Source organism: Yersinia sp. 2466 StPb PI (assembly GCF_041538325.1).
Lineage (GTDB): Bacteria > Pseudomonadota > Gammaproteobacteria > Enterobacterales > Enterobacteriaceae > Yersinia > Yersinia enterocolitica_E.
On record NZ_JAULSL010000001.1, the window covers coordinates 2,145,804 to 2,167,783 of the forward strand.

Sequence of the window (21,980 nt, forward strand, 5' to 3'; positions counted from 1 at the left end):
CAACATTGAGCAATGTTAATCCACTTATAAAAATAAACAGGGCCGTTATGTCCCCAATCAGGAGGTCTCCCGATGAGCAAATTTCTTGACCGATTTCGTTATTTTAAACAACTTGCCGAGCCTTTTGCACAAGGCCATGGCCAGACACTGGACACCAATCGTGATTGGGAAGATGGCTATCGTAGCCGCTGGCAGCATGACAAAGTGGTACGTTCAACTCATGGTGTGAATTGTACGGGTTCATGTAGCTGGAAGATTTATGTCAAAAATGGGTTGGTCACTTGGGAAACCCAGCAAACTGACTACCCGCGTACCCGCCCGGATTTACCTAATCATGAACCCCGTGGTTGCCCTCGTGGGGCCAGCTATTCCTGGTATTTGTACAGTGCTAATCGGCTGAAGTACCCGATGATGCGCAAGCATCTGTTGCAATTGTGGCGTGCTGCCAAAGTGCTGCACAGTGATCCGGTGGAGGCATGGGCTTCAATTGTTGGCGATAGCGTACAATCAAAGGATTATAAACAGGCTCGTGGCCGGGGGGGCTTTGTCCGTTCGACCTGGCAGGAAGTGAATGAACTGATTGCCGCCGCTAACGTCTATACCGCCAAACAGTATGGGCCGGATCGGATTATCGGTTTTTCACCGATTCCAGCGATGTCGATGGTTTCCTACGCGGCGGGCGCGCGCTATCTATCACTGATAGGCGGCGTTTGCCTCAGTTTCTATGACTGGTATTGCGATTTGCCTCCGGCATCACCGATGACCTGGGGTGAGCAAACTGACGTGCCAGAATCCGCTGACTGGTACAACTCATCCTACATTATTGCCTGGGGTTCAAATGTTCCGCAGACCCGTACACCCGACGCCCACTTCTTTACCGAAGTCCGTTACAAAGGGACCAAAACTGTAGCGGTGACGCCGGATTATGCAGAGGTCGCTAAACTGTGTGACCAATGGCTGAATCCGAAACAAGGAACAGACAGTGCCATGGCTATGGCAATGGGGCATGTGATCCTCAATGAATTCCATCTACAACGACAAAGCAGCTACTTTGTTGAATACATGCGTCAGTACACCGACATGCCGATGCTGGTATTACTTGAACCTCGTCATAGCGGCGATTATGCCGCCGGGCGGTTACTGCGCGCCGCCGATCTGGTGGATAATCTGGGAGAGGAGAATAACCCAGAATGGAAGACCATTGCCATTGACGCTAACAGCGGGCAGTTGGTAGCGCCGCAAGGGTCTATCGGTTATCGCTGGGGTGAAAAGGGTAAATGGAACCTTGAGCAGCGCGAGGGCAAAACGCAGCAGGAAGTCTCATTACAACTCAGTTTATTGGGTCAACATGATGCTATTGTTAATGTCGGATTTCCCTACTTTGGTGGCGAAATCAGTGAGAATTTTCAAAGTGTTGCGCTAGAGGAAATACTGCAACACAAGTTGCCAGTAAAACGGTTGCCATTAGCCGATGGCAGTGAAGCACTGGTGACCAGTGTTTATGACCTGATGATGGCAAACTATGGCCTGGATCGTGGTTTGGCTGATGACAACTGCGCCAGCAATTATGACGATATAAAAGCTTACACTCCTGCCTGGGCTGAAAAAATTACTGGCGTTGCACGTCAGGATATTATCCGCATTGCGCGTGAATTTGCAGATAACGCCGAGAAAACCCATGGCCGTTCGATGATTATCGTCGGGGCCGGTATTAATCACTGGTATCACATGGATATGACCTACCGTGCACTGATTAATATGCTGATTTTCTGCGGCTGTGTCGGGCAAAGTGGCGGCGGTTGGGCGCACTATGTGGGGCAGGAAAAACTGCGACCACAAACCGGCTGGTTACCTTTGGCATTTGGCCTCGATTGGCAACGTCCACCGCGCCATATGAACAGTACGTCATTTTTCTATAATCACTCCAGTCAGTGGCGTTATGAGACCGTCAGCACCACCCAATTACTCTCTCCCTTGGCCGACAGTTCGCGCTTTAGCCCAAGTCTGATTGATCTTAATGTGCGCGCTGAACGTATGGGGTGGCTGCCTTCGGCCCCGCAACTGAATTGCAATCCATTGACCCTTGCCGCCAGCGCACAACAAGCCGGTCAAACACCGGTAGAATATACCGTCGATAGCCTTAAAAACGGGTCACTGAGATTTGCCGCTGAACAGCCAGATGATCCACAAAACTTCCCGCGAAACTTGTTTGTCTGGCGTTCCAACCTACTGGGTTCTTCCGGCAAAGGGCATGAATATATGCTCAAGTATTTGTTGGGTACGGAAAATGGTATTCAGGGTAAAGATTTGGGCCAGCAAGGTGGGGTGATGCCGGAAGAGGTTGAATGGCAGGAACAGGGAGGCGAAGGCAAGCTGGATTTAGTCGTGACATTGGATTTCCGCATGTCTAGTACGTGTCTCTATTCAGACATCATTTTACCCACCGCAACCTGGTACGAAAAAGACGACATGAATACCTCGGATATGCATCCGTTTATTCACCCGCTGTCTGCGGCGGTAGATCCTGCCTGGGAGTCTAAAAGCGACTGGGATATCTACAAAGATATTGCCGAAACCTTCTCTCGAGTTTGCGTCGGCCATTTAGGTCAGGAAACCGATGTAGTGACCTTACCCATCCAACATGATTCGCCAGCCGAACTGGCACAGCCATATGGTGTAAAGGACTGGAAAAAAGGTGAATGTGAACTGATACCGGGCCAAACCGCGCCGCACATTGTGGTGGTCGAGCGCGATTACCCAGCAACCTATGCTCGCTTTACTGCCTTGGGTCCCCTATTGGATAAATTAGGTAATGGCGGCAAAGGGATTAACTGGAATACCCAGACTGAAATTGATTTCCTCAAAAAACTTAACCATACCCAGCCTGACGGCCCTGCCGCCGGACGACCAAGAATTGATACTGCTATTGATGCCGCAGAGGTGATTTTATCCTTGGCCCCTGAAACCAACGGTCAGGTGGCGGTAAAAGCCTGGCAGGCTTTGGAACAACTTACCGGTCGCCAACATGCTCACTTAGCTCTGAATAAAGAAGATGAAAAAATTCGTTTTCGCGATATTCAGGCGCAACCACGCAAAATCATTTCCAGTCCAATCTGGTCCGGCTTGGAAGATGAGCATGTTTCCTATAATGCTTGTTACACCAACGTTCATGAGTTGATCCCGTGGCGCACCCTTTCAGGCCGGCAACAACTTTATCAGGATCATGAATGGATGCGTGCTTTTGGTGAGAGTTTGTTGTGCTATCGCCCGCCAATAGATACTCGTGCCGCCCAACCTTTGCTTAATAAGAAGCCGAACGGTAACCCAGAGAAAGCACTTAACTTCCTGACACCCCATCAGAAGTGGGGCATTCACTCAACCTACAGTGACAACCTGTTGATGCTGACACTGTCGAGAGGGGGGCCTATCGTTTGGTTGAGTGAAGATGATGCCAAAGATCTGCTGATAGAAGATAACGACTGGATTGAGGCGTTTAACAGTAATGGCGCATTAACTGCTCGTGCCGTCGTCAGCCAGCGAATTCCGTCAGGCATGACCATGATGTACCACGCACAGGAGCGCATTATTAATATCCCCGGTTCTGAAATTACCGGCCAACGTGGCGGTATTCATAACTCAGTCACCCGTATCAGTCCAAAACCAACCCATATGATTGGCGGATATGCGCAATTAGCCTACGGCTTTAACTACTACGGCACGGTAGGGTCCAATCGCGATGAGTTCGTGGTGGTGCGCAAGATGAATAAGATTGATTGGCTGGATGACGAACAGCAAAACCAGAGCAAAACCGGGGGCAAACTATGAAAATCCGTTCACAAGTCGGCATGGTTCTGAATCTGGACAAATGTATTGGCTGTCATACCTGCTCAGTAACCTGCAAAAATGTTTGGACCAGCCGCGAGGGTATGGAATATGCCTGGTTTAACAACGTGGAAAGCAAACCGGGGCTGGGTTATCCGCACGATTGGGAGAATCAGGATAAATGGAAGGGGGGCTGGATCCGCAAGATTAATGGCAAATTGACCCCCCGTATGGGGAGCCGAGTCGGGGTCCTCGCCAAGATATTTGCTAACCCTGATGTACCAGCATTAGATGATTATTACGAACCCTTCGATTTTGATTACCAGCACTTGCACAACGCACCGGCTGGAAAACATCAGCCGGTAGCTCGCCCACGTTCGCTGATTACCGGTCAACGAATGGAGAAAATCGAGAACGGCCCTAACTGGGAAGAGATTCTGGGCGGTGAGTTTTCTAAGCGATCTAAAGACCAGAACTTCGCCCATATTCAGAAAGAGATGTATGGGCAATTTGAACATACCTTCATGATGTATTTGCCACGTTTATGTGAACACTGCCTTAACCCCGCCTGTGTCGCAACTTGCCCCAGTGGGGCAATTTATAAACGGGCTGAAGACGGTATTGTGCTGATTGATCAGGATAAATGCCGAGGCTGGCGTATGTGTCTGACCGGTTGCCCGTATAAAAAAATCTATTTCAACTGGAAAAGCGGCAAGTCGGAGAAGTGTATTTTCTGCTATCCACGCATTGAGTCCGGTGAACCGACCGTTTGTTCAGAAACCTGTGTGGGGCGCATTCGTTATCTGGGGGTACTACTGTATGACGCGGATGGCATTGAACAAGCCGCGGCTACTACTGATGAGAAAAACCTCTACCAACGGCAAATGGATATTTTCCTCGATCCCCATGATCCGCTGGTGATTGCCGAAGCGCAGAAACAGGGGATTCCCTTAAGTGTCATTGAGGCCGCCCAACGCTCCCCGGTTTACAAAATGGCAGTGGAATGGAAATTGGCACTGCCGTTGCACCCCGAATACCGGACCTTGCCGATGGTATGGTATGTCCCGCCGTTGTCACCGATTCAGTCTGCGGCAGACTCTGGCGCGCTGCCCCACAGCGGGGTGCTACCGGATGTGGAAAGCCTGCGTATCCCGGTTCAGTATTTAGCCAACTTACTGACTGCTGGTGATACTCAACCGGTATTAATGGCACTGAAACGGATGCTGGCAATGCGCCACTATAAACGGGCTGAAACCGTTGAGGGTAAAACTGATCTCAGTGCACTGGAGGCCGTGGGGCTAACAGAGGCGCAAGCGCAAGAGATGTACCGCTATCTGGCGATTGCTAATTATGAAGATCGCTTTGTCATTCCATCCAGCCACCGTGAAATAGCCCGTGACGCTTTCCCGGAAAGTAAGGGGTGCGGCTTCAGTTTCGGCGATGGTTGCCATGGCAGTGACAGTCGTTTCAATTTGTTCAATAGCCGCCGCATTGATGCCGTTGATGTCACACGTAAGACTGACCAGGGGGCCATTCATGATTAGTTTGAGAATCATTTCACGTTTGCTGGAATACCCAGATATTGATCTGTGGCAAAACCGGCAAGAAGTTGTTGAGGCGCTCGACAGCGCCGACGAACTCACGACGGAACAGGTTCATCGGCTCAGGCAATTTATCAATACATTATGTCAGAGCGAATTGCTTGAGTGTCAGGCTAGCTATTGTGGCTTATTTGACCGGGGGCGAGCCACCTCACTGTTGCTATTTGAACATGTGCATGGTGAGTCGCGCGATCGTGGTCAGGCCATGGTGGACCTCATGGCACAGTATCAACGTGCGGGGTTAGTGCTTGACTGTAAAGAGTTGCCTGATTTCCTGCCACTTTATCTTGAGTATCTGGCTAACCAGCCAGTGCAGGATATCACCTTGGGTTTGCAGGATATTGCACCCATTTTGGCGCTGCTGGGGGCACGTTTACATCAGCGGGATAGCGACTATGCCCAGTTGTTTGATCTGCTGTTAGTGCTGTCTGGCAGTGCTATTCGCAGTGAAAATCTTGGCGATAAAGTGGCGGGTGAAAGCCGGGATGACACCGCCAAAGCACTGGATGCGGTATGGGAAGAGGAGCAAGTGAAATTCCTCGGCACGCAGGGGTGTGCATCAGCTCAGCAGGGGATGCCCCCCAAACACCTTGCCGATGCCGTACTACCACAATATCTCAGTATTCAGTCTGCCTCAGAGGGCAAAAAAGTCGTTCAGTCCCATGTGGTGACGGACCGTAAAGGAGCCATCTTATGAGCTTTTTGAATAAATTCTTTTTTGATATTTATCCTTACATGGCAATGGTGATTTTCTTTGTGGGCAGTTGGTTGCGTTACGACTATGGGCAATATAGCTGGCGAGCAGGTTCCAGTCAGATGTTAGATAAGAAAGGTGTATGGCTGGCATCTAATTTATTCCACATCGGTATTCTGGGGATATTCTTCGGCCATGTGCTGGGTATGCTGACGCCACATTGGATGTATGAATCGTTCTTACCGATAGAGATAAAACAAAAAATGGCGATGATTGCTGGCGGTGCCTGCGGTCTGATGATGTTAGTCGGTGGGGTCATGCTGCTACACCGCCGCTTGACTAATTCGAGGATCAGAGCAACCAGTACCCGGGTAGATATCCTGATTCTGATATTGCTGGTGGTACAAGTTAGCTTGGGGCTACTGAGTATTCCGTTTTCTGCTCAACATATGGATGGTAGCGAGATGATGAAATTGGTCGGTTGGGCGCAGTCAATTGCGACTTTCCGCACCGGAGCATCGGCCTATCTGATAGATGTAGCCTTGATTTTCAAGTTGCATATTGTCTTGGGATTGACCCTTTTTGTTTTATTCCCGTTCTCACGCTTGGTACATATCTGGAGCGTACCCATCGAATATTTAACGCGCCGTTATCAACTGGTGCGTAACCGCCACTAAGCGTGTCGATTCAGCCCGTAGGTCTCTCTATCAACCTACGGGCTAACGATGGGCTTTAACCGGTGGAGTTTTGTTCGCGTAACTTAGCCAGAGCCACTTCTGAAGCGTTTATATCTTCCCGCGGGCGCTGTTTGGGCATTGTATCTACCGGTGCGGCAGCTACCTCAGTGGCGCGCTTACGTAAACTAAACCAACCGGCAACCAATAACACGGCCACCACCGGCAATGTGGCGATAGTCCAGGTTCCATTCGGATAGTCGAAAGCCATCATCACTAAAACACCTGCCAGGAAAAACAGTGTCAGCCAGGATGTGACCGGCGCACCGGGCATTTTAAAGGATACGGGTTTTGCTGTTCCCTGCTTTATTGCCTGACGTAATTTCATCTGACAGATAATGATGAATGCCCATGAGCTGATAATGCCTAAAGAGGCAATATTAAGAACGATTTCAAATACCTGTGATGGTACCAGATAGTTAAGTAGCACGCCGAAGACATAAATACCCACGGTAACCAATATGCCGGCGTAGGGAACAGATTGTGGGCTCATTTTGGACATGAATTTAGGTGCTGAGCCACCCATGGATAATGAGCGCAGAATACGACCTGTCGAGTAAAGGCCAGAGTTCAAACTGGAAAGTGCGGCAGAAAGTACCACGATATTCATGATGGTCCCGATATAGGGGACGCCTAAGTTACTAAAGAAGGTGACAAAAGGGCTTTGGCCGGCCTGATAGGCATTCCATGGCAGCAGACACACCAGTAGCACCACAGAACCGACGTAGAATAGGCCAATCCGCCAAATCACACTATTAATTGCCTTTGGCAGCATCTTTTCCGGGTCTTTACATTCACCGGCCGCCGTACCAATTAATTCAATACCGGCAAAGGCGAATATCACCCCTTGAACCAATATCAACGCGGGTAACAACCCGTGGGGGAACAATCCGCCATTATCGGTTATCAGGTGTATACCGGTGGGATGCCCGGCAACACTTTGCCCTGTGCCGAGAAAGATCACACCCACGACCAGAAAGATAGCAATGGCTGCGACTTTGATCAGTGCAAACCAAAATTCCATTTCAGCAAACCATTTAACGCCAATCATATTCATGGTGGCAACAATTGAGAGCGCACCCAGTGCAAATAACCACTGCGGAACATCAGAGAACGTCCCCCAATAGTGCATATAAAGGGCCACCGCAGTGATATCGACAATCCCGGTCATGGCCCAATTAAGGAAATACATCCATCCGGCAACATAGGATGCTTTCTCACCGAGGAATTCGCGGGCATAAGAAACAAAGCTGCCACTGGTTGGGCGGTGCATAACTAATTCACCGAGCGCTCTAAGAATAAAAAACGAGAAAATCCCACACACCAGATACACCAAGGCCAGTGCGGGGCCAGCCATTTGCAAGCGGGCGCCGGTGCCTAAAAATAACCCCGTACCAATAGAGCCACCGATAGCGATCATCTGGATATGACGTCGGCCCATACTTTTGTGGTAGCCAGTATCATGAGAGTCTAGCCAGCGTTTTTTGGCGGCGTGATGGGTCTTTGCAGTGTGTTTTCCTGACATCATAGCTTTCCCTATTTTCCTGTCTGTCGTGCAATCATCGTGAATGTATTACAGCAACTGATTGCTAAAGGTTAATGCATAAATAGCGTCTTAGCGCCTTCGATTATTATGGTTTCTATTGCTGCCACTGGATTCTGGGAGGGCATGCTATCGTTTCTATCGTGATGAGGCAAAAAAATATTCACTTATAAATTATTTTTTTTGTTCTATTACCGGAATCAGTAATTGCAAATGAAAGGTTAAATTATATACAGGAAAAATGTTTTTATGGTAATGTATTACTTATGCTTATAGGGCGAAATATCAGTATTTCTTAACTCATTGTTACATTTATGAAAGTAGAATTTTTTTGGATCGGAGTTATAGATTGGCTGTATATTATTCAACGATAAACCCTTCTTAGATTGAGTGTATTTATTAAGATTATTGCTTCACATAAAATTGCAATTTATCTTATTATAGATAAAAATAATATATTGTTTTTCTAAGTGTTAAATTTATAATTTATAATTTATTTTTGTGTAGCGCAGTTAATATTTACGATGATATTTATCAAGCAATTAGATTGTTGTATTAACGTGACTCAATCTAATAGGTAAGTTGCAGAAACTCTTATTCGAATAGCCTCGACTTAGTGCTGTGCATAAAGCGTACTGCGTAAGATGCAATATGAGATCTAACACACAGTTTTCCGAGAATGATATTGCATTTTCTCACCTTCAATGATGATACTAATAACGCAATAGTTATATTTATTGCCATAATTTTATTGAGGCGTGTTACTGGTAAAGCAGGCAAGACCAAAATAAAAGTGTCCCCCGTCCGCGGGTGCATTTTTGTTTTGGTCTTTTTTTTTGTTTTTTTTAAGTGATAAATTCAGGGGAATAGCGATGGATTACCAGCAGTTAGGATTGAAGATCTTAGCGTTGATCGGGGGGAAGCGTAATGTCAGTAAGTTAACACATTGCGCCACCCGCTTGCGTTTTGAGTTTAACGATGACACTAAAGTTGATGCTAAACAGATTGAAAAACTGGAGGGTGTGATCAGTGTGGTCGAGCGAGGAGGCCAGTTTCAAATAGTTGTCGGCAACAACGTGCAGCAAACCTATCGGACGATATTGAAAGAGATTGGCAGTGTGCCAACAGCAGAGAAGCAGGGCAATAAAAATAAAACCAAAAATGGTATTTTCAGCCAGATAATCAGTGTGATTTCTACCACCTTTACCCCTGTCATTCCGGCTATTACCGGAGCCGGGATGATTAAGGCGTTGCTGGCAATTTTGAAACTCACCGGTGTGATTACAGCTAGCAGTACCACTTATCAGTTGCTCGATACCATTGCGGATGCGGCATTCTTTTTCCTGCCGGTTCTGCTGGCATATGGTGCCGCGATTAAGTTTGAATGTAATCCTATTTTGGCAATGACGATTGCCGGGGCACTGTTACACCCTAATTTGGCACAAATGTTGGTAAAAGGTGACGCGGTTAGTTTTATCGGTATTCAGGTTAGATTGGCTGATTATGCCGGTTCGGTATTACCGATTATCTTTACCGTTTGGTTGATGTCTTATGTCGAGCGCTTTGCCGAGCGAATTTCGCCCTCGATGATTAAATTTTTTACCAAGCCAATGATTATATTATTGATTACTGCTCCTTTGGCATTAGTCGTGATCGGGCCATTTGGTATCTTTCTTAATGATATGGTGGGCAGTGGTGCTGCCATTATAAACACGAAAGCCAGTTGGCTTATTCCCATGTTAATGGGGGCGCTGCAACCCTTCTTGGTTATTACGGGCACGGCGTGGGCCATGACCCCGATTGCAACCATGCAATTGACTAAGCAAGGCTATGAGATGATCAATGGCCCCGGTATGTTGGCATCCAATATTGCTCAGGGGGCGGCGACACTCTGTGTCGCCTTCAAAACAAAGAATAAGAACTTGAAACAACTGGCATCTTCAGCAGGCTTCACTGCACTTTTGGGGATAACCGAGCCGTCATTATATGGTGTGACCCTGAAGCTGAAACGCCCGCTGGTGGCGGCAATGATCGGCGGGGGCTGCGCTGGTGTTTATGCGGGGTTAAGTGGTGTGGTGCGTTACGCCTTTGTATCACCAGGGCTTGCTGCATTACCGGCGTTTATTGGCGAAAACCCAATGAACATTGTGCACGCATTAATAACCTGCGTTATTGCTATTGTGGTCACTTTCGCCCTGACCTGGGTATTGGGCTTTGAAGACCCGGTAGATGAACAATCGCAAGTTGATGAAAGTGATAACGTTCCCTTGTCTGCCTCTGTGGCGAGAACTACGGGGACAGCGGCTCAGGCAGCAGTCATAAGTAGTCCATTAAGCGGAAAATTAATCCCATTAGGCCAGGTTAACGATGATGTGTTTTCTCTGGGATTGTTGGGGCAGGGGGTGGCTATTATCCCTGATGTGGGTGAAATGCGCGCCCCAGTAACAGGTGAAATTATGACGTTCTTACCCAGTAAACATGCCGTCGGAATTAAATCAGACGACGGGGCTGAGGTTTTGATTCATATCGGTATTGATACCGTCAACTTAAATGGTCAGCACTTCAGTTCGACGCTGCAAGTGGGGGATCGTGTCATGGTGGGCGACCTACTGGTGAGTTTTGATATCACCGCCATTACTCAGGCAGGCTACGATATCGTCACACCGGTATTGATTGTAAACAGTGATGCGTATTCGCAGGTTAGCAGTGTAGCTTGCGGGCCAACTCAGTTTGGTGAGCCGATTATTACTCTGGGTGCACGTGGTTAGGGGGCGGTTATGATTTATCAACAATTACAGAACTTCCCAGCAGGATTTCTCTGGGGCGGTTCCACCTCTGCCTATCAGGTTGAAGGTGCTTGGGATGAAGACGGTAAAAGTCCATCGATCATTGATATGTGCCAGCATCCAGCAGGGACGGCAGATTTTAAAATCGCCAGTGACCACTACCATCACTATAAAGAAGACGTTAAGTTATTTGCCGAATTAGGCTTAAAGGCATACCGATTTTCTGTCGCCTGGACCCGCATTATCCCTGATGGTTCGGGGGCGGTTAATCCTGCGGGGATCGCGTTTTATCAGAATTTGATTGATGAACTTAATCATTACGGCATAGAGCCAGTTGTCACACTTTACCATTTTGATTTGCCCTATTGTCTGGAGCAGCAGGGTGGTTGGGGGCATCGCGCCACGATTGATGCCTTTGTTGAATACGCCAAAGTGCTCTTTAGCCATTTTGGTAGCAAAGTAAAATATTGGCTGACGATTAATGAGCAGAACACCATGATCCTCCATCCTGGGGCAATTGGTACTCCGCCCAATGGTCAATTACCGGATAAAAAATCCTTATATCAGCAGAGTCACCATATGATGTTGGCACAGGCGCAGGTGATGGCGTTGTGTCATCAAATGTGCCCGGAAGGTAAAATTGGTCCGGCGATAAATACCACATCGATGTATCAGGAAACCTGTGCACCACAAGATGCTATCGCAGCCCATAACTGGGAAACATTACGCTGCTGGAGTTTTCTCGATGTGGCGGTGTATGGTCGTTACAATGCGTTGGCGTGGCGTTATTTGCAGGATCGTGGATTAGCGCCCACGGTGGAAAGTGGCGACAGTGAAATCCTGTCACAAGGGCGGCCGGATTTTGTCGCGATTAACTATTATTCGACGGCGACTATTGCTGCCAGCCGGGGCGATGCCTCAGATATCACGGCCCGTGCCGGAGATCAGCAGATCATGTTGGGTGAACCGGGAGTGTATCGCGCAGCAGAAAATCCGTTTGTGGATAAAACCCGCTATGGCTGGGTGGTCGACCCCATTGGTTTACGTCTCACGTTACGTAAGACGTATGAGCGCTACCATCTGCCCATCCTGATTAGCGAAAATGGTATTGGCGCACCGGATTCGCAGCAAAGCGACGATCAGGTTAACGATGACTATCGTATTGATTTTCTGCGTAAACATATAGAGCAAATGCAGTTGGCTATCAGTGATGGCGTAGAGCTAATGGGATACTGCCCGTGGTCTGTTATTGATGTTGTCAGCACGCATCAGGGCTATGGTAAGCGCTATGGCTTTATTTATGTCAATCGGACTGAACATGATTTACTCGACCTAAGGCGTATAAAAAAAGCCAGTTTTACCTGGTATCAACAAGTCATTGCCTCAAATGGTCAGTATCTTTGACCGTAGTTTGATATTCTGGGCGGTAGAGAACCGCCCATGGCACATGAACAGTTGGCATACTAGACAGCCCGGTAGACCGGGCTAATCATGATATAAAGTCATTGCGGCGCAAAGACAGGGGTGGCTAGAAAAATGGATGTCATTAAAGTATTGAATAACAGCCTGGTCTTATCTGTCGATGCCAACAATAATGAAGTTATTGTTATGGGGAAAGGTATTGGATTTAATAGCAAAATTGGTGATGCGATTGATGCTGGGAAAATAGAAAAAGTCTATGTGATACAAAACACTCAAACCAGTAGAGAATATGTTAGGTTGATCGAAAATACGCCAGAAGAGTATATATCTTTGGTGCAGAATATTATGAGTGACGCCAATGCCAGCCTGAAGGGAAAGCTTAGTGAACAGCTATTTTTTACTCTAACGGACCATATTACCTTTGCCATCGAACGTTTTCACAAAGGGATTTCAATCCAAAATAGATTGTTATACGAAGTAAAAAGATTTTATCCGCATGAATTTTCCATTGCGCAACAAGCAGTTAAATACTTAAATGAGAAACTCAATATTCAGTTACCTGAAGAGGAAGCGGGAAATATAGCTTTCCACTTGGTTAATGGTCAAACTGATATTCAGAGTATGGAAAGTACACTGCTCTCAGTTAAGATGTTGAAAGACATATTTAATATTATAAAATACCATTTTAATGTCGTAATTGATCAAGACTCGCTAAATTACCAACGCTTTTTGACGCATATGCAATTTTTTATCCAGCGAATGATTGAACGTAACCAGATAGAAACCAAAGATGACTTTATTTTTGAACAAATGATCCGCGAGTACCCTGGTGAGTACCGTTGCAGTATGTTAATCGGTGAATACATCAAAAACCTGCTCAGTATTACTCTCTCAAATGACGAAATGTTGTACTTAATCATTCATTTAGTTCGTATTGCAGGCTCGTCAATAGATGAAGAGTAGCACCAAATAACAACAGGTGGTATTTCAGTATAGGTTTGTCTGTCAGCGACAAAAAAGTATAACAGACAAATCTCACATCCTTCAGATTATTTAATTACAAAACACCAAGTTAAGTTAATTAAAATAAACTTGACGATAGCCTCGCAAATACAATACATCGTTGCACCTTAACTGTTCTTTTATTTTAAATAGAGTGGTAGTTTGCCATTCTATATTCACATTTGAATTTTTTTTTGTTGTTTTTAACATCAATAATAATTTTTAAGTGCCAGGTTGGTCGATGCCTCATTGAGATACATCAGTCAAAAAATATCAAATCACTATAACCGGCTAAAGCATTAGATCCGTTACCTCCCGTTCCTTAGGTGCTACCCAATAGTAGGTCTAAAATGAAAAAAATAAATCAGGATGTCGTGCTTACTCCCGTCGAACAGATTGACATGTCGGGGAAATCTGCAATCAAGAGAGTTATTGCACACTTAAATCAGATGAACATAAATACTATGCCAATGGCATTATTTATGACTATTTCAGCTATTGTATTCATTTCGGCTTATGCCAGTTATTTACCCAAAAATATGATTGGCGGGCTGGCTGTAATCATGACGATGGGTTTTGTTTTATCACATATCGGCCGCCACATACCGGTGTTGAAAGATATCGGTGGGCCAGCAATTTTGTGTTTAATGGTACCCTCGGTTTTGGTTTATTTTGGTATTTTCCAAACCAACACCTTGGATACTGTCCACTTGCTGATGAAAGAGGCGAACTTACTCTATTTTGTTATCGCCAGTCTGGTGGTCGGCAGTATTCTTGGGATGAACCGCGTGGTGCTTATTCAGGGAATGACCCGGATGTTTGTCCCGCTAGTGGTGGGAACCATTACGGCGGTGGTTACGGGGTTGCTGGTGGGTAAATTATTTGGTTTTACTCTTTATCACACCTTCTTCTTTATTATTGTACCTATCATCGGTGGCGGTATTGGTGAGGGCATCTTGCCATTGTCGTTGGCTTACTCGGCTATCCTTGGTCAGGCTCCTGATGTGTATGTGGCCCAACTGGCACCGGCTGCGGTGGTGGGGAATATTTTCGCTATTATTTGTGCCGGGGTGCTGGCTCGTATTGGTCTGCGTCGCAAGGATCTCAATGGCGAGGGGATGTTAATTCGCTCGGCACAAGATAATGCGGTATTTACCGCCCAGGAAGGGCCAAAGCAAGCCGATTTCCAACTGATGGGCGGTGGGTTATTAATGACCTGTGCTTTCTTTATTGTCGGGGGCTTATTTGAAAAGATTGTCCACATTCCCGGCCCGGTGCTAATGATTTTGATTGCGGTGATGTGTAAATATGCGCAGGTTATTCCGTCGAAAATGGAACAAGGTGCGCACAGTTGGTATAAATTCGTCTCCACCACACTGGTATGGCCGCTGATGATTGGATTGGGGATGCTGTATGTTCCACTGGAAAGTGTCGTCGCCGTATTCTCTGTCGGTTATGTGGTGGTGTGTGGTGCGGTGGTGTTGTCGATGGCCGCGGTCAGTTTTATTATCGCACCCTATCTGAATATGTATCCGGTTGAAGCGTCGATCGTCACCAGTTGCCACAGCGGGCTAGGTGGCACCGGTGATGTTGCTATTCTCTCTGCCTCGAACCGAATGTCACTGATGCCATTTGCCCAGATAGCAACCCGTATCGGCGGTGCGTCCACCGTCATTGGGGCTACGTTACTGTTGGGTTGGATTATGTAAATAACTGCCCGATAAGACTGAGGTCATCAGCGGCATCCCTGAGCGGATGCCGCTGGTTTTTTATCAGGACAGTTTTTGTGCGTGCTGGTTGATAAAAACAGCTTCGAGGCAGTGCGGCTCATTACTGGCAATACTGCTTTAAGACTTCTTGCTGGCTGGGTAGCAACTTGTAGAGATAAACTGGCCGACCGGTCGCACCGTAAAGTACCTTAGTGCTTAAAACGTCGGTATCAGAAAGGTAAATCAAATATTTGCGACAAGAAACCCGTGAAATACCAATGGCGTTCGCCATTTGTTCGGTTGAAAATTCCCCATCCTGCATTTCCTGAATCCATTCACACACCGTGCGCAGTGTTTGTGCTGTCAGCCCCTTGGGTAGCTTCTTGCGCTCAGTTGGCGTCGCATTGCTACGCCGCAGTAATGAGTCGACATCTTCCTGAGCACAATATTCACGTTGCCCCAGCAAACTCTGTTTTTCCCGGTAAGTGGAGAGTGCCTCTTCGAAACGCGAAAACTGGAAGGGTTTAATTAAATAGTCCACTACACCGTATTGCAGCGCTTTCTTAATGGTATTCACATCGGTGGCAGATGAAATAACAATCACGTCAGTATGTTCGCTGAATTCACGCAACACTGGCAGCAAATCCAAGCCATTGTCTTGGCGCATAAAAACATCTAATAACACCAGGTCAATGGGGTGTTCTGTTGTCATCAAATGCTCTCTGGCTTGCTGTAAACTGGACACTGTACCGCAGCAGTTAAAGCCTGCCACTTGGCTCAGATAGCACTTGTTCAGCTCAGCTACCATTGCATCATCATCTACTATCAATACATTAATCATGATTTACCGCGCTGATGTTGTTTGAAGGAATGTCATTCGGTGTGATGTCGTAAGGAAGGCTGATAAAGAACTGGGTAAAAACGCCCGCTTCAGAATCAAATTCTATATTGCCACCAATACTCTCTAAACTCTGACGCACCAGGCTCAAACCGATACCGTGCTCATTTCCTTTAGTGGAAAAACCATTATCAAAAATACGGCTTTGCAATTCTGATGCGATACCCGGCCCATCATCGCTGACAACACAATGTAGCCGGCCATTTTGATAGTGGAAGCTGACATTGATCTCCCGTTGACTCAGGCTACCAATGGCGTCCATGGCATTCTCGATTAGATTACCCAACACCGTAATCAAAGTGGTGGTCACTTGCTCATTATCGGTATCGGGGAGCAGGCTTTCGTCACTGATGGATAGGGTTATCCCCAAATCGCGCGCACGGTTAATTTTCCCCAACAGGAAACCGGCTATCACCGGCGATTTTACTTTACGCAACAGCGATCCAATTTCTGCCTGATAATTATTGGAGGTTTTAACGATGTAATCTTCAAGTTGCTGATAATACTTCATATGCAACAGACCCAAAATGACATGAAGTTTATTCATAAATTCATGTGACTGCGCCCGTAACGCGTCGGCATAGTGCACCATACCGGTCAAGCGTTGCATCAGTTGGCTCACTTCAGTTTTATCGCGGAAGGTGGCAATAGCACCGATAATATCGCCTTTTACTATTACCGGCACGGTGTTGGTCAGTAATATGCTGCCATTAAAGTTTATCTCTTCATCACGGCGAGCGATGCCCGTTTCCAATACTTGCTGTAAGTACAAGCGCACCGGCCAATATTTGCTGGCATTACTTAATAATAAGTTCTCCATCGGCCCACTTTGTTTAAATAAGCGCTTTGCTTCATGGTTAACGACGGTAATGCGTGAGTTGGCATCAACCGCAATGACGCCTTCCTTAATGGATTGCAACATGGCGTTACGCTGTTCGAATAAATTAGATATTTCATACGGCTCGAAACCTAGCATAATTCGTTTAAGCGCTTTGACTAAAAACCAGGTGCCCAAGGAGCCAATCAAAGCTCCGAATAATATGGTCCAGGGAATGGTCCAGCGAGTTTCGCTCACTACCGAATCGATACTGGTCAGTGAGATACCAATGGCGACCACCCCTAACTGTTTGCCGTGCGGCTCATAGACCGGAATAAAAATACGTAATGCTTGCTCAAGGACGCCACGGTTTATCGCACTGTTCTCTTTCCCCTCAAGCGCAGGTTGCAGATCATTACCGATAAAGTGTTGACCGATCATTTCAGGATTAGGGTGTGAATAACGGATGCCTTTCATATCGGTAACCACGATGAACAACAGACCATTGGCTTTCTGAACTTCACTGGCATAAGCCTGAATCTGCCGTCCGGCAGCCGGGTCACTCAATCCGTTAATAATCGTGGGCGAGAACGATAATGTACGTGCTACGGCAACGGCCTTGTCTTGCAAACTATCCTGTGCCATTTGACTGAGCTGAATAAAGAACAGGGTGTGAACCACCAACAGCACCGAGACAATGACCCCAGAAACCATCAAGGTAATCGTGGTGCTGAGCCGTAACGGCACTTTTTGCTTTGCTGCCGTTGTTGCGTTGTTCATGTCATGCTCCAGAGACACTGACCAGTGTGATGCATCGACCGCTAGATTGAGGTAATCGGGGGTGGGTGAATCAGCGGTAAGCTAAATAAACGGGTAAACTCAATTACCCTATAGTTTACGCCGTTTATTTATTAGGATGCTAAGACTTAGAATTACTTTAACTACATAACGATTTATATAATTATTCAAACTGAATGCTGTCAGGCGGTTGTCCCATTTGCCGCGCAAGGAACCGCTACAAGCGGTTTTATCATCAATTTGCCAAGCGCGGGACGGAGGCGATGATCAATTCAATCTCTTTATCGGCCAACTCGTCATGGGCCGCTGCCGATAAACTGCTATCAGTGATAACCACATCAAAATCAGTTAACGGTAATGCCAGATAGGTGGCTATTTTGCCGTATTTTGACGCATCAGCCAGTAGCACGCGCTTACTGCTGACTTCACAGACTGCCCGTTTGACCACCACCTTATCTTCGTCTGGCGTAGAGATACCCCGCAATCCCCAGCAGGACGCGGAAATAAAAGCGATATCGATGGACAAGTTTCGTAGGGCGCGGGCTGCTGCCTCACCGACACATGAGCGGTTTTCACGACACAGTGTGCCGCCGGAGTGAATCATTCTGCATTGGCAGGATTCAATCAGAAAGTTGGCGATCACAAAGTCATTAGTCACCACCAATAAATCATCTCTGGCTTCCAATTGGCGCGCCAATGCCAGTGTCGTTGTTCCCGCATCAAGATAAATACAGCTATTACGTGGAATATGCAGTGCGGCTGACATGCCAATGGCATTTTTCTGGCTGCTATACATCAGTGTCTTATCCAGATGCGAGGGTTCTGCGGCCAGCCGCTCGGTGGAACGCACCCCACCTGACACTGATAGCACTGCGCCTTGCTCTTCCAGCTTCTGCACGTCACGGCGAATAGTCATGTGTGATACGCCTAAACGATCAGTCAGTTCAGCAATGCTAACCACTCCACGTTCGGCAACCAGTGCCAGTATCTGTTGGTGACGTTCAACCGGTATCACGTTAACTCCTCGCCAAATTCACCCACTTGCGGGCTATAGGATGGTAATTAATGTGATTATACGTCAAGAGTGAAAATTTCTTTCTCATTTTTTAACGTAAATGTTACGCACCGCGGTGAAATGGGTGATGTTACGGGTAAAAAAAGGCGGTAAAAATAGCTAATCGATTAATTTTGCTGCTGAATGCAGGGGTGAGCTACTGAATGGGTAAATGTGAAATGATGTGATTTAATGATTTTTGGTGTTAATTATTGTGATTTCACTCACGATAACAGCCCTTACCTCCGGCTATGCTTAACATAAGAAATCAAATTATCACCAAAATTAACACGGAGAGAATATGACTCACGCAGAAACACTATCAGTATGCGTTATCGGGCTAGGCTCTATGGGAATGGGGGCCGCACAGTCTTGTATTAAAGCCGGGCTACAGACCTACGGCGTTGATCTTAATCCGCTGGCACTGGAAACCTTACGAAAAAATGGCGCGATAAGTGCCCAAGTCAGCGCGGATGATTTTGCCAAAAAATTGGATGCCGTTGTGGTGCTGGTGGTGAATGCTGCCCAAGTAAAACAGATTCTATTGGGCGAGCAGGGGTTGGCGGCCAAATTAAGGCCCGGCACTGCCGTTATGGTGTCGTCAACTATCTCAGCCCAGGATGCCAAATTGATCGAGCAAGGGCTGTTGGCACATAACCTCATTATGTTGGATGCGCCAGTATCGGGCGGCGCAGTTAAAGCTGCTGCGGGTGAAATGACGGTAATGGCCTCCGGTAGTCGTGCTGCTTTCGAAAAGTTACAGCCAGTATTAGACGCGGTAGCCGGGCAGGTTTATCGCATCGGTGATGAAATTGGCCTGGGCGCAACCGTGAAAATTATCCACCAGTTGTTAGCCGGGGTCCATATTGCTGCCGGTGCCGAAGCGATGGCTCTGGCCGCGCGCGCGGGGATCCCGTTGGATACGATGTATGAAGTTGTCACCCATGCCGCGGGTAACTCGTGGATGTTTGAAAACCGTATGCGCCATGTCGTAGATGGTGATTATTCGCCCAAATCGGCGGTAGATATTTTTGTAAAAGATTTAGGGCTGGTGACCGATACCGCCAAAGCGCTGCACTTTCCTCTGCCATTGGCATCAACTGCCTTCAACATGTTTACTTCAGCCAGTAACGCCGGTTTTGGTCAGCAGGATGACAGCGCGGTAATCAAGATTTTCAGTGGTATTACCTTGCCGGAAAAACAGGAGAATATCTGATGCGACTCGGTGTAATTGCGGATGATTTTACCGGCGCGACCGATATCGCCAGTTTTCTGGTGGAAAATGGCATGTCGACGGTGCAAATCAATGGTGTGCCTGATGCCGATTATCATGTGAATGCCGATGCGGCAGTGGTCAGCCTGAAATCACGATCTTGCCCAACGGCAACTGCGGTGGCGGACTCACTGGCGGCCCTGGCATGGTTACAAACGCAGGGCTGCCAACAATTCTACTTCAAATACTGCTCAACCTTCGACAGCACCGCGCAAGGCAATATTGGCCCGGTCACTGATGCATTACTGGATGCACTGGGTCAGCAACAAACCATCATCTCTCCGGCGCTACCGGTGAATGGAAGGACGGTATATCAGGGCTACCTGTTTGTGATGGGGCAACTGCTGGCGGAGTCGGGAATGCGTAATCACCCAGTGACGCCGATGACAGACAGCAATCTCTTGCGGCTGATGGACGCACAAGCGCGCGGTCGCAGTGGATTAATCAACAGTACAGTGATGGACCAAGGGGTTCAGGCGGTGAGATCACAGCTCGCTCACCTAAAGGAAGAGGGCATACGTTATGTGGTGCTGGATAGCTTAAACGAGAGTCACTTGCTCACGCAGGGTGAAGCAGTACGCGACATGGTACTGGTGACCGGGGGATCCGGCTTGGCCATCGGTCTGGCACGGCAATGGGCTGGTGATGAGTCCCATCAGCCGCAAGCCACATCTGCTGGTGCACCACAAGGCAAACTGTGTGTGGTGCTGTCGGGGTCATGCTCGGCGATGACCAACCGTCAAGTGGCTCGTTATGCACAACAAGCGCCTAGTCAATCGGTAGATATCGCCCGTTGCCTAAATGAACCTGAATCTTATGCTGAAGAGTTATGCGCGTGGGTAATGGAAAATGCGGGCGGTCCGTTGGCACCGTTACTGTATGCCACCGCTGAACCCGAGGTGTTACAAAAAATTCAGCAGCAGTGGGGGGCGGCTGCCAGTAGTGAGGCGGTAGAGCGGCTGTTCGGTACCATTGCACACCGTTTACAACAACTTGGCTTCCAGCGTTTTATCGTGGCTGGTGGCGAAACCTCAGGGATTGTTGCGCAGTCACTGGGTATTCAAGCTTTCCATATCGGCCCGGCAATCTCACCGGGAGTACCTTGGGTAAAATCCACAGATCATCCGGTTTCACTGGCGTTGAAGTCAGGTAATTTTGGTGACGAAAACTTTTTTGCCAGAGCACAAACGGAGTTCGCAGTATGAATGAGCAGCAAGCGCGGGAAGAGATGGTTAAGTTAGGCGCGTCCTTTTTCCAACGGGGCTACGCCACTGGCTCTGCGGGAAATCTGTCAATGAAACTGGCTGATGGCACATTATTGGCCACACCAACAGGTTCCTGTCTGGGTGAACTGCATGCGGAACGGTTATCAAAAGTCAGTTTGGAAGGTGAATGGATCTCAGGTGATAAACCGTCAAAAGAGGTCAGTTTTCATCGCGCAATCTATCTTAATAACCCTGCGTGTGAAGCGGTTGTTCACCTCCATTGCCTCTATCTGACAGCGCTTTCCTGCTTACAAGGGCTGGATAGCCGTAATGCCATCAAGCCCTTTACACCTTATGTGGTGATGCGGGTCGGCGATGTCCCGGTGGTGCCATATTATCGTCCAGGTGACACACGGTTGGGTGAAGAGTTGGCAAAGCTGGCACCCCATTATCGTGCTTTCCTGCTGGCAAATCATGGCCCGGTTGTGGTGGGTAAAAGCCTACGGGAAGCCGCTGATAATATGGAGGAGCTAGAGGAAACCGCTCGTCTGATATTTACGCTGGGTGACCGACCTATTCGCTATTTGACTGATGACGAAATTGCAGAGTTAAGGAGTTAAAG

Annotated in this window: 15 protein-coding genes; 11 read left to right on the plus strand and 4 right to left on the minus strand. The window is 47.5% G+C overall.

What is annotated here, in order from left to right:
• Window positions 1–72 precede the first annotated feature (72 nt).
• The 4 genes from Q2T72_RS09725 to narI are packed head-to-tail and all read left to right on the plus strand — an operon-like array spanning window position 73 to window position 6,794.
• Complete coding sequence (locus tag Q2T72_RS09725; RefSeq protein ID WP_102970428.1) at window positions 73–3,825, plus strand: nitrate reductase subunit alpha; 3,753 nt, start codon at window positions 73–75, stop codon at window positions 3,823–3,825.
• Complete coding sequence (narH, locus tag Q2T72_RS09730) at window positions 3,822–5,366, plus strand: nitrate reductase subunit beta (RefSeq protein ID WP_372569085.1); 1,545 nt, start codon at window positions 3,822–3,824, stop codon at window positions 5,364–5,366. The genes Q2T72_RS09725 and narH overlap by 4 nt, the downstream gene beginning before the upstream one ends.
• Entirely contained in the window at window positions 5,359–6,120 is a 762-nt protein-coding gene (gene narJ / locus Q2T72_RS09735) for a nitrate reductase molybdenum cofactor assembly chaperone (RefSeq protein WP_083159098.1), read from the plus strand. Before narH ends, narJ begins: the two co-directional genes overlap by 8 nt.
• Entirely contained in the window at window positions 6,117–6,794 is a 678-nt protein-coding gene (gene narI / locus Q2T72_RS09740; RefSeq protein ID WP_372569086.1) for a respiratory nitrate reductase subunit gamma, read from the plus strand. The genes narJ and narI overlap by 4 nt, the downstream gene beginning before the upstream one ends.
• 55 nt (window positions 6,795–6,849) lie before the next feature.
• Here the strand turns inward: narI and ansP are convergent, their stop codons facing one another.
• Complete coding sequence (gene ansP, locus Q2T72_RS09745) at window positions 6,850–8,379, minus strand: L-asparagine permease (RefSeq protein ID WP_372569087.1); 1,530 nt, start codon at window positions 8,377–8,379, stop codon at window positions 6,850–6,852.
• Between the two features lie 887 nt (window positions 8,380–9,266).
• Here ansP and Q2T72_RS09750 point away from each other — a divergent pair.
• The 4 genes from Q2T72_RS09750 (at window position 9,267) to Q2T72_RS09765 (ending at window position 15,313) form a co-directional block, all read left to right on the plus strand.
• Window positions 9,267–11,162: a beta-glucoside-specific PTS transporter subunit IIABC gene (locus Q2T72_RS09750; protein ID WP_372569088.1), complete on the plus strand. Its 1,896-nt coding sequence runs from the start codon at window positions 9,267–9,269 to the stop codon at window positions 11,160–11,162.
• Window positions 11,163–11,171: 9 nt separating this feature from the next.
• The gene (locus Q2T72_RS09755; RefSeq protein WP_372569089.1) at window positions 11,172–12,584 is read left to right on the plus strand and encodes a glycoside hydrolase family 1 protein; all 1,413 of its coding nucleotides are present in this window, start codon (window positions 11,172–11,174) and stop codon (window positions 12,582–12,584) included.
• Window positions 12,585–12,716: 132 nt separating this feature from the next.
• Window positions 12,717–13,565, plus strand: coding sequence for a BglG family transcription antiterminator LicT (licT, locus tag Q2T72_RS09760; protein ID WP_372569090.1), 849 nt, complete (start codon window positions 12,717–12,719; stop codon window positions 13,563–13,565).
• Between the two features lie 389 nt (window positions 13,566–13,954).
• Window positions 13,955–15,313: a 2-hydroxycarboxylate transporter family protein gene (locus Q2T72_RS09765; protein ID WP_372569091.1), complete on the plus strand. Its 1,359-nt coding sequence runs from the start codon at window positions 13,955–13,957 to the stop codon at window positions 15,311–15,313.
• A 121-nt stretch (window positions 15,314–15,434) separates the two neighbouring features.
• Here Q2T72_RS09765 and dcuR read toward each other — a convergent pair whose 3' ends face one another.
• The 3 genes from dcuR to ygbI form a co-directional block, all read right to left on the minus strand.
• Window positions 15,435–16,154, minus strand: a complete 720-nt coding sequence (gene dcuR, locus Q2T72_RS09770) for a two-component system response regulator DcuR (RefSeq protein ID WP_083159092.1) — start codon at window positions 16,152–16,154, stop codon at window positions 15,435–15,437.
• Complete coding sequence (locus tag Q2T72_RS09775) at window positions 16,147–17,808, minus strand: sensor histidine kinase (protein ID WP_083159091.1); 1,662 nt, start codon at window positions 17,806–17,808, stop codon at window positions 16,147–16,149. Before Q2T72_RS09775 ends, dcuR begins: the two co-directional genes overlap by 8 nt.
• Window positions 17,809–18,061: 253 nt before the next feature.
• A complete protein-coding gene (gene ygbI / locus Q2T72_RS09780) occupies window positions 18,062–18,841 on the minus strand; it encodes a DNA-binding transcriptional repressor YgbI (protein WP_083159090.1) in 780 nt (259 codons plus the stop codon).
• A 340-nt stretch (window positions 18,842–19,181) separates the two neighbouring features.
• On the opposite strand from ygbI, the gene ltnD reads away from it, so the two are divergent.
• Genes ltnD through Q2T72_RS09795 form a run of 3 tightly spaced genes read left to right on the plus strand, consistent with a single transcriptional unit; the run spans window position 19,182 to window position 21,978 of the window.
• Window positions 19,182–20,096: an L-threonate dehydrogenase gene (ltnD, locus tag Q2T72_RS09785; protein WP_083159089.1), complete on the plus strand. Its 915-nt coding sequence runs from the start codon at window positions 19,182–19,184 to the stop codon at window positions 20,094–20,096.
• A complete protein-coding gene (otnK, locus tag Q2T72_RS09790; protein ID WP_372569092.1) occupies window positions 20,096–21,358 on the plus strand; it encodes a 3-oxo-tetronate kinase in 1,263 nt (420 codons plus the stop codon). The genes ltnD and otnK overlap by 1 nt, the downstream gene beginning before the upstream one ends.
• Window positions 21,355–21,978 (plus strand): aldolase, encoded by a 624-nt coding sequence (locus tag Q2T72_RS09795; RefSeq protein WP_372569093.1) that lies wholly within the window; start codon window positions 21,355–21,357, stop codon window positions 21,976–21,978. Before otnK ends, Q2T72_RS09795 begins: the two co-directional genes overlap by 4 nt.
• The last annotated feature ends 2 nt before the right edge of the window (window positions 21,979–21,980 follow it).

Excerpts from the sequence above, each read along its gene's own strand:
- Q2T72_RS09725 (WP_102970428.1), top strand. The coding sequence starts at position 73 with ATGAGCAAATTTCTTGACCGATTTCGTTATTTTAAACAACTTGCCGAG.
- narH (WP_372569085.1), top strand. The coding sequence starts at position 3,822 with ATGAAAATCCGTTCACAAGTCGGCATGGTTCTGAATCTGGACAAATGT.
- narJ (WP_083159098.1), top strand. The coding sequence starts at position 5,359 with ATGATTAGTTTGAGAATCATTTCACGTTTGCTGGAATACCCAGATATT.
- narI (WP_372569086.1), top strand. The coding sequence starts at position 6,117 with ATGAGCTTTTTGAATAAATTCTTTTTTGATATTTATCCTTACATGGCA.
- ansP (WP_372569087.1), bottom strand. The coding sequence starts at position 8,379 with ATGATGTCAGGAAAACACACTGCAAAGACCCATCACGCCGCCAAAAAA.
- Q2T72_RS09750 (WP_372569088.1), top strand. The coding sequence starts at position 9,267 with ATGGATTACCAGCAGTTAGGATTGAAGATCTTAGCGTTGATCGGGGGG.
- Q2T72_RS09755 (WP_372569089.1), top strand. The coding sequence starts at position 11,172 with ATGATTTATCAACAATTACAGAACTTCCCAGCAGGATTTCTCTGGGGC.
- licT (WP_372569090.1), top strand. The coding sequence starts at position 12,717 with ATGGATGTCATTAAAGTATTGAATAACAGCCTGGTCTTATCTGTCGAT.
- Q2T72_RS09765 (WP_372569091.1), top strand. The coding sequence starts at position 13,955 with ATGAAAAAAATAAATCAGGATGTCGTGCTTACTCCCGTCGAACAGATT.
- dcuR (WP_083159092.1), bottom strand. The coding sequence starts at position 16,154 with ATGATTAATGTATTGATAGTAGATGATGATGCAATGGTAGCTGAGCTG.
- Q2T72_RS09775 (WP_083159091.1), bottom strand. The coding sequence starts at position 17,808 with ATGAACAACGCAACAACGGCAGCAAAGCAAAAAGTGCCGTTACGGCTC.
- ltnD (WP_083159089.1), top strand. The coding sequence starts at position 19,182 with ATGACTCACGCAGAAACACTATCAGTATGCGTTATCGGGCTAGGCTCT.
- otnK (WP_372569092.1), top strand. The coding sequence starts at position 20,096 with ATGCGACTCGGTGTAATTGCGGATGATTTTACCGGCGCGACCGATATC.
- Q2T72_RS09795 (WP_372569093.1), top strand. The coding sequence starts at position 21,355 with ATGAATGAGCAGCAAGCGCGGGAAGAGATGGTTAAGTTAGGCGCGTCC.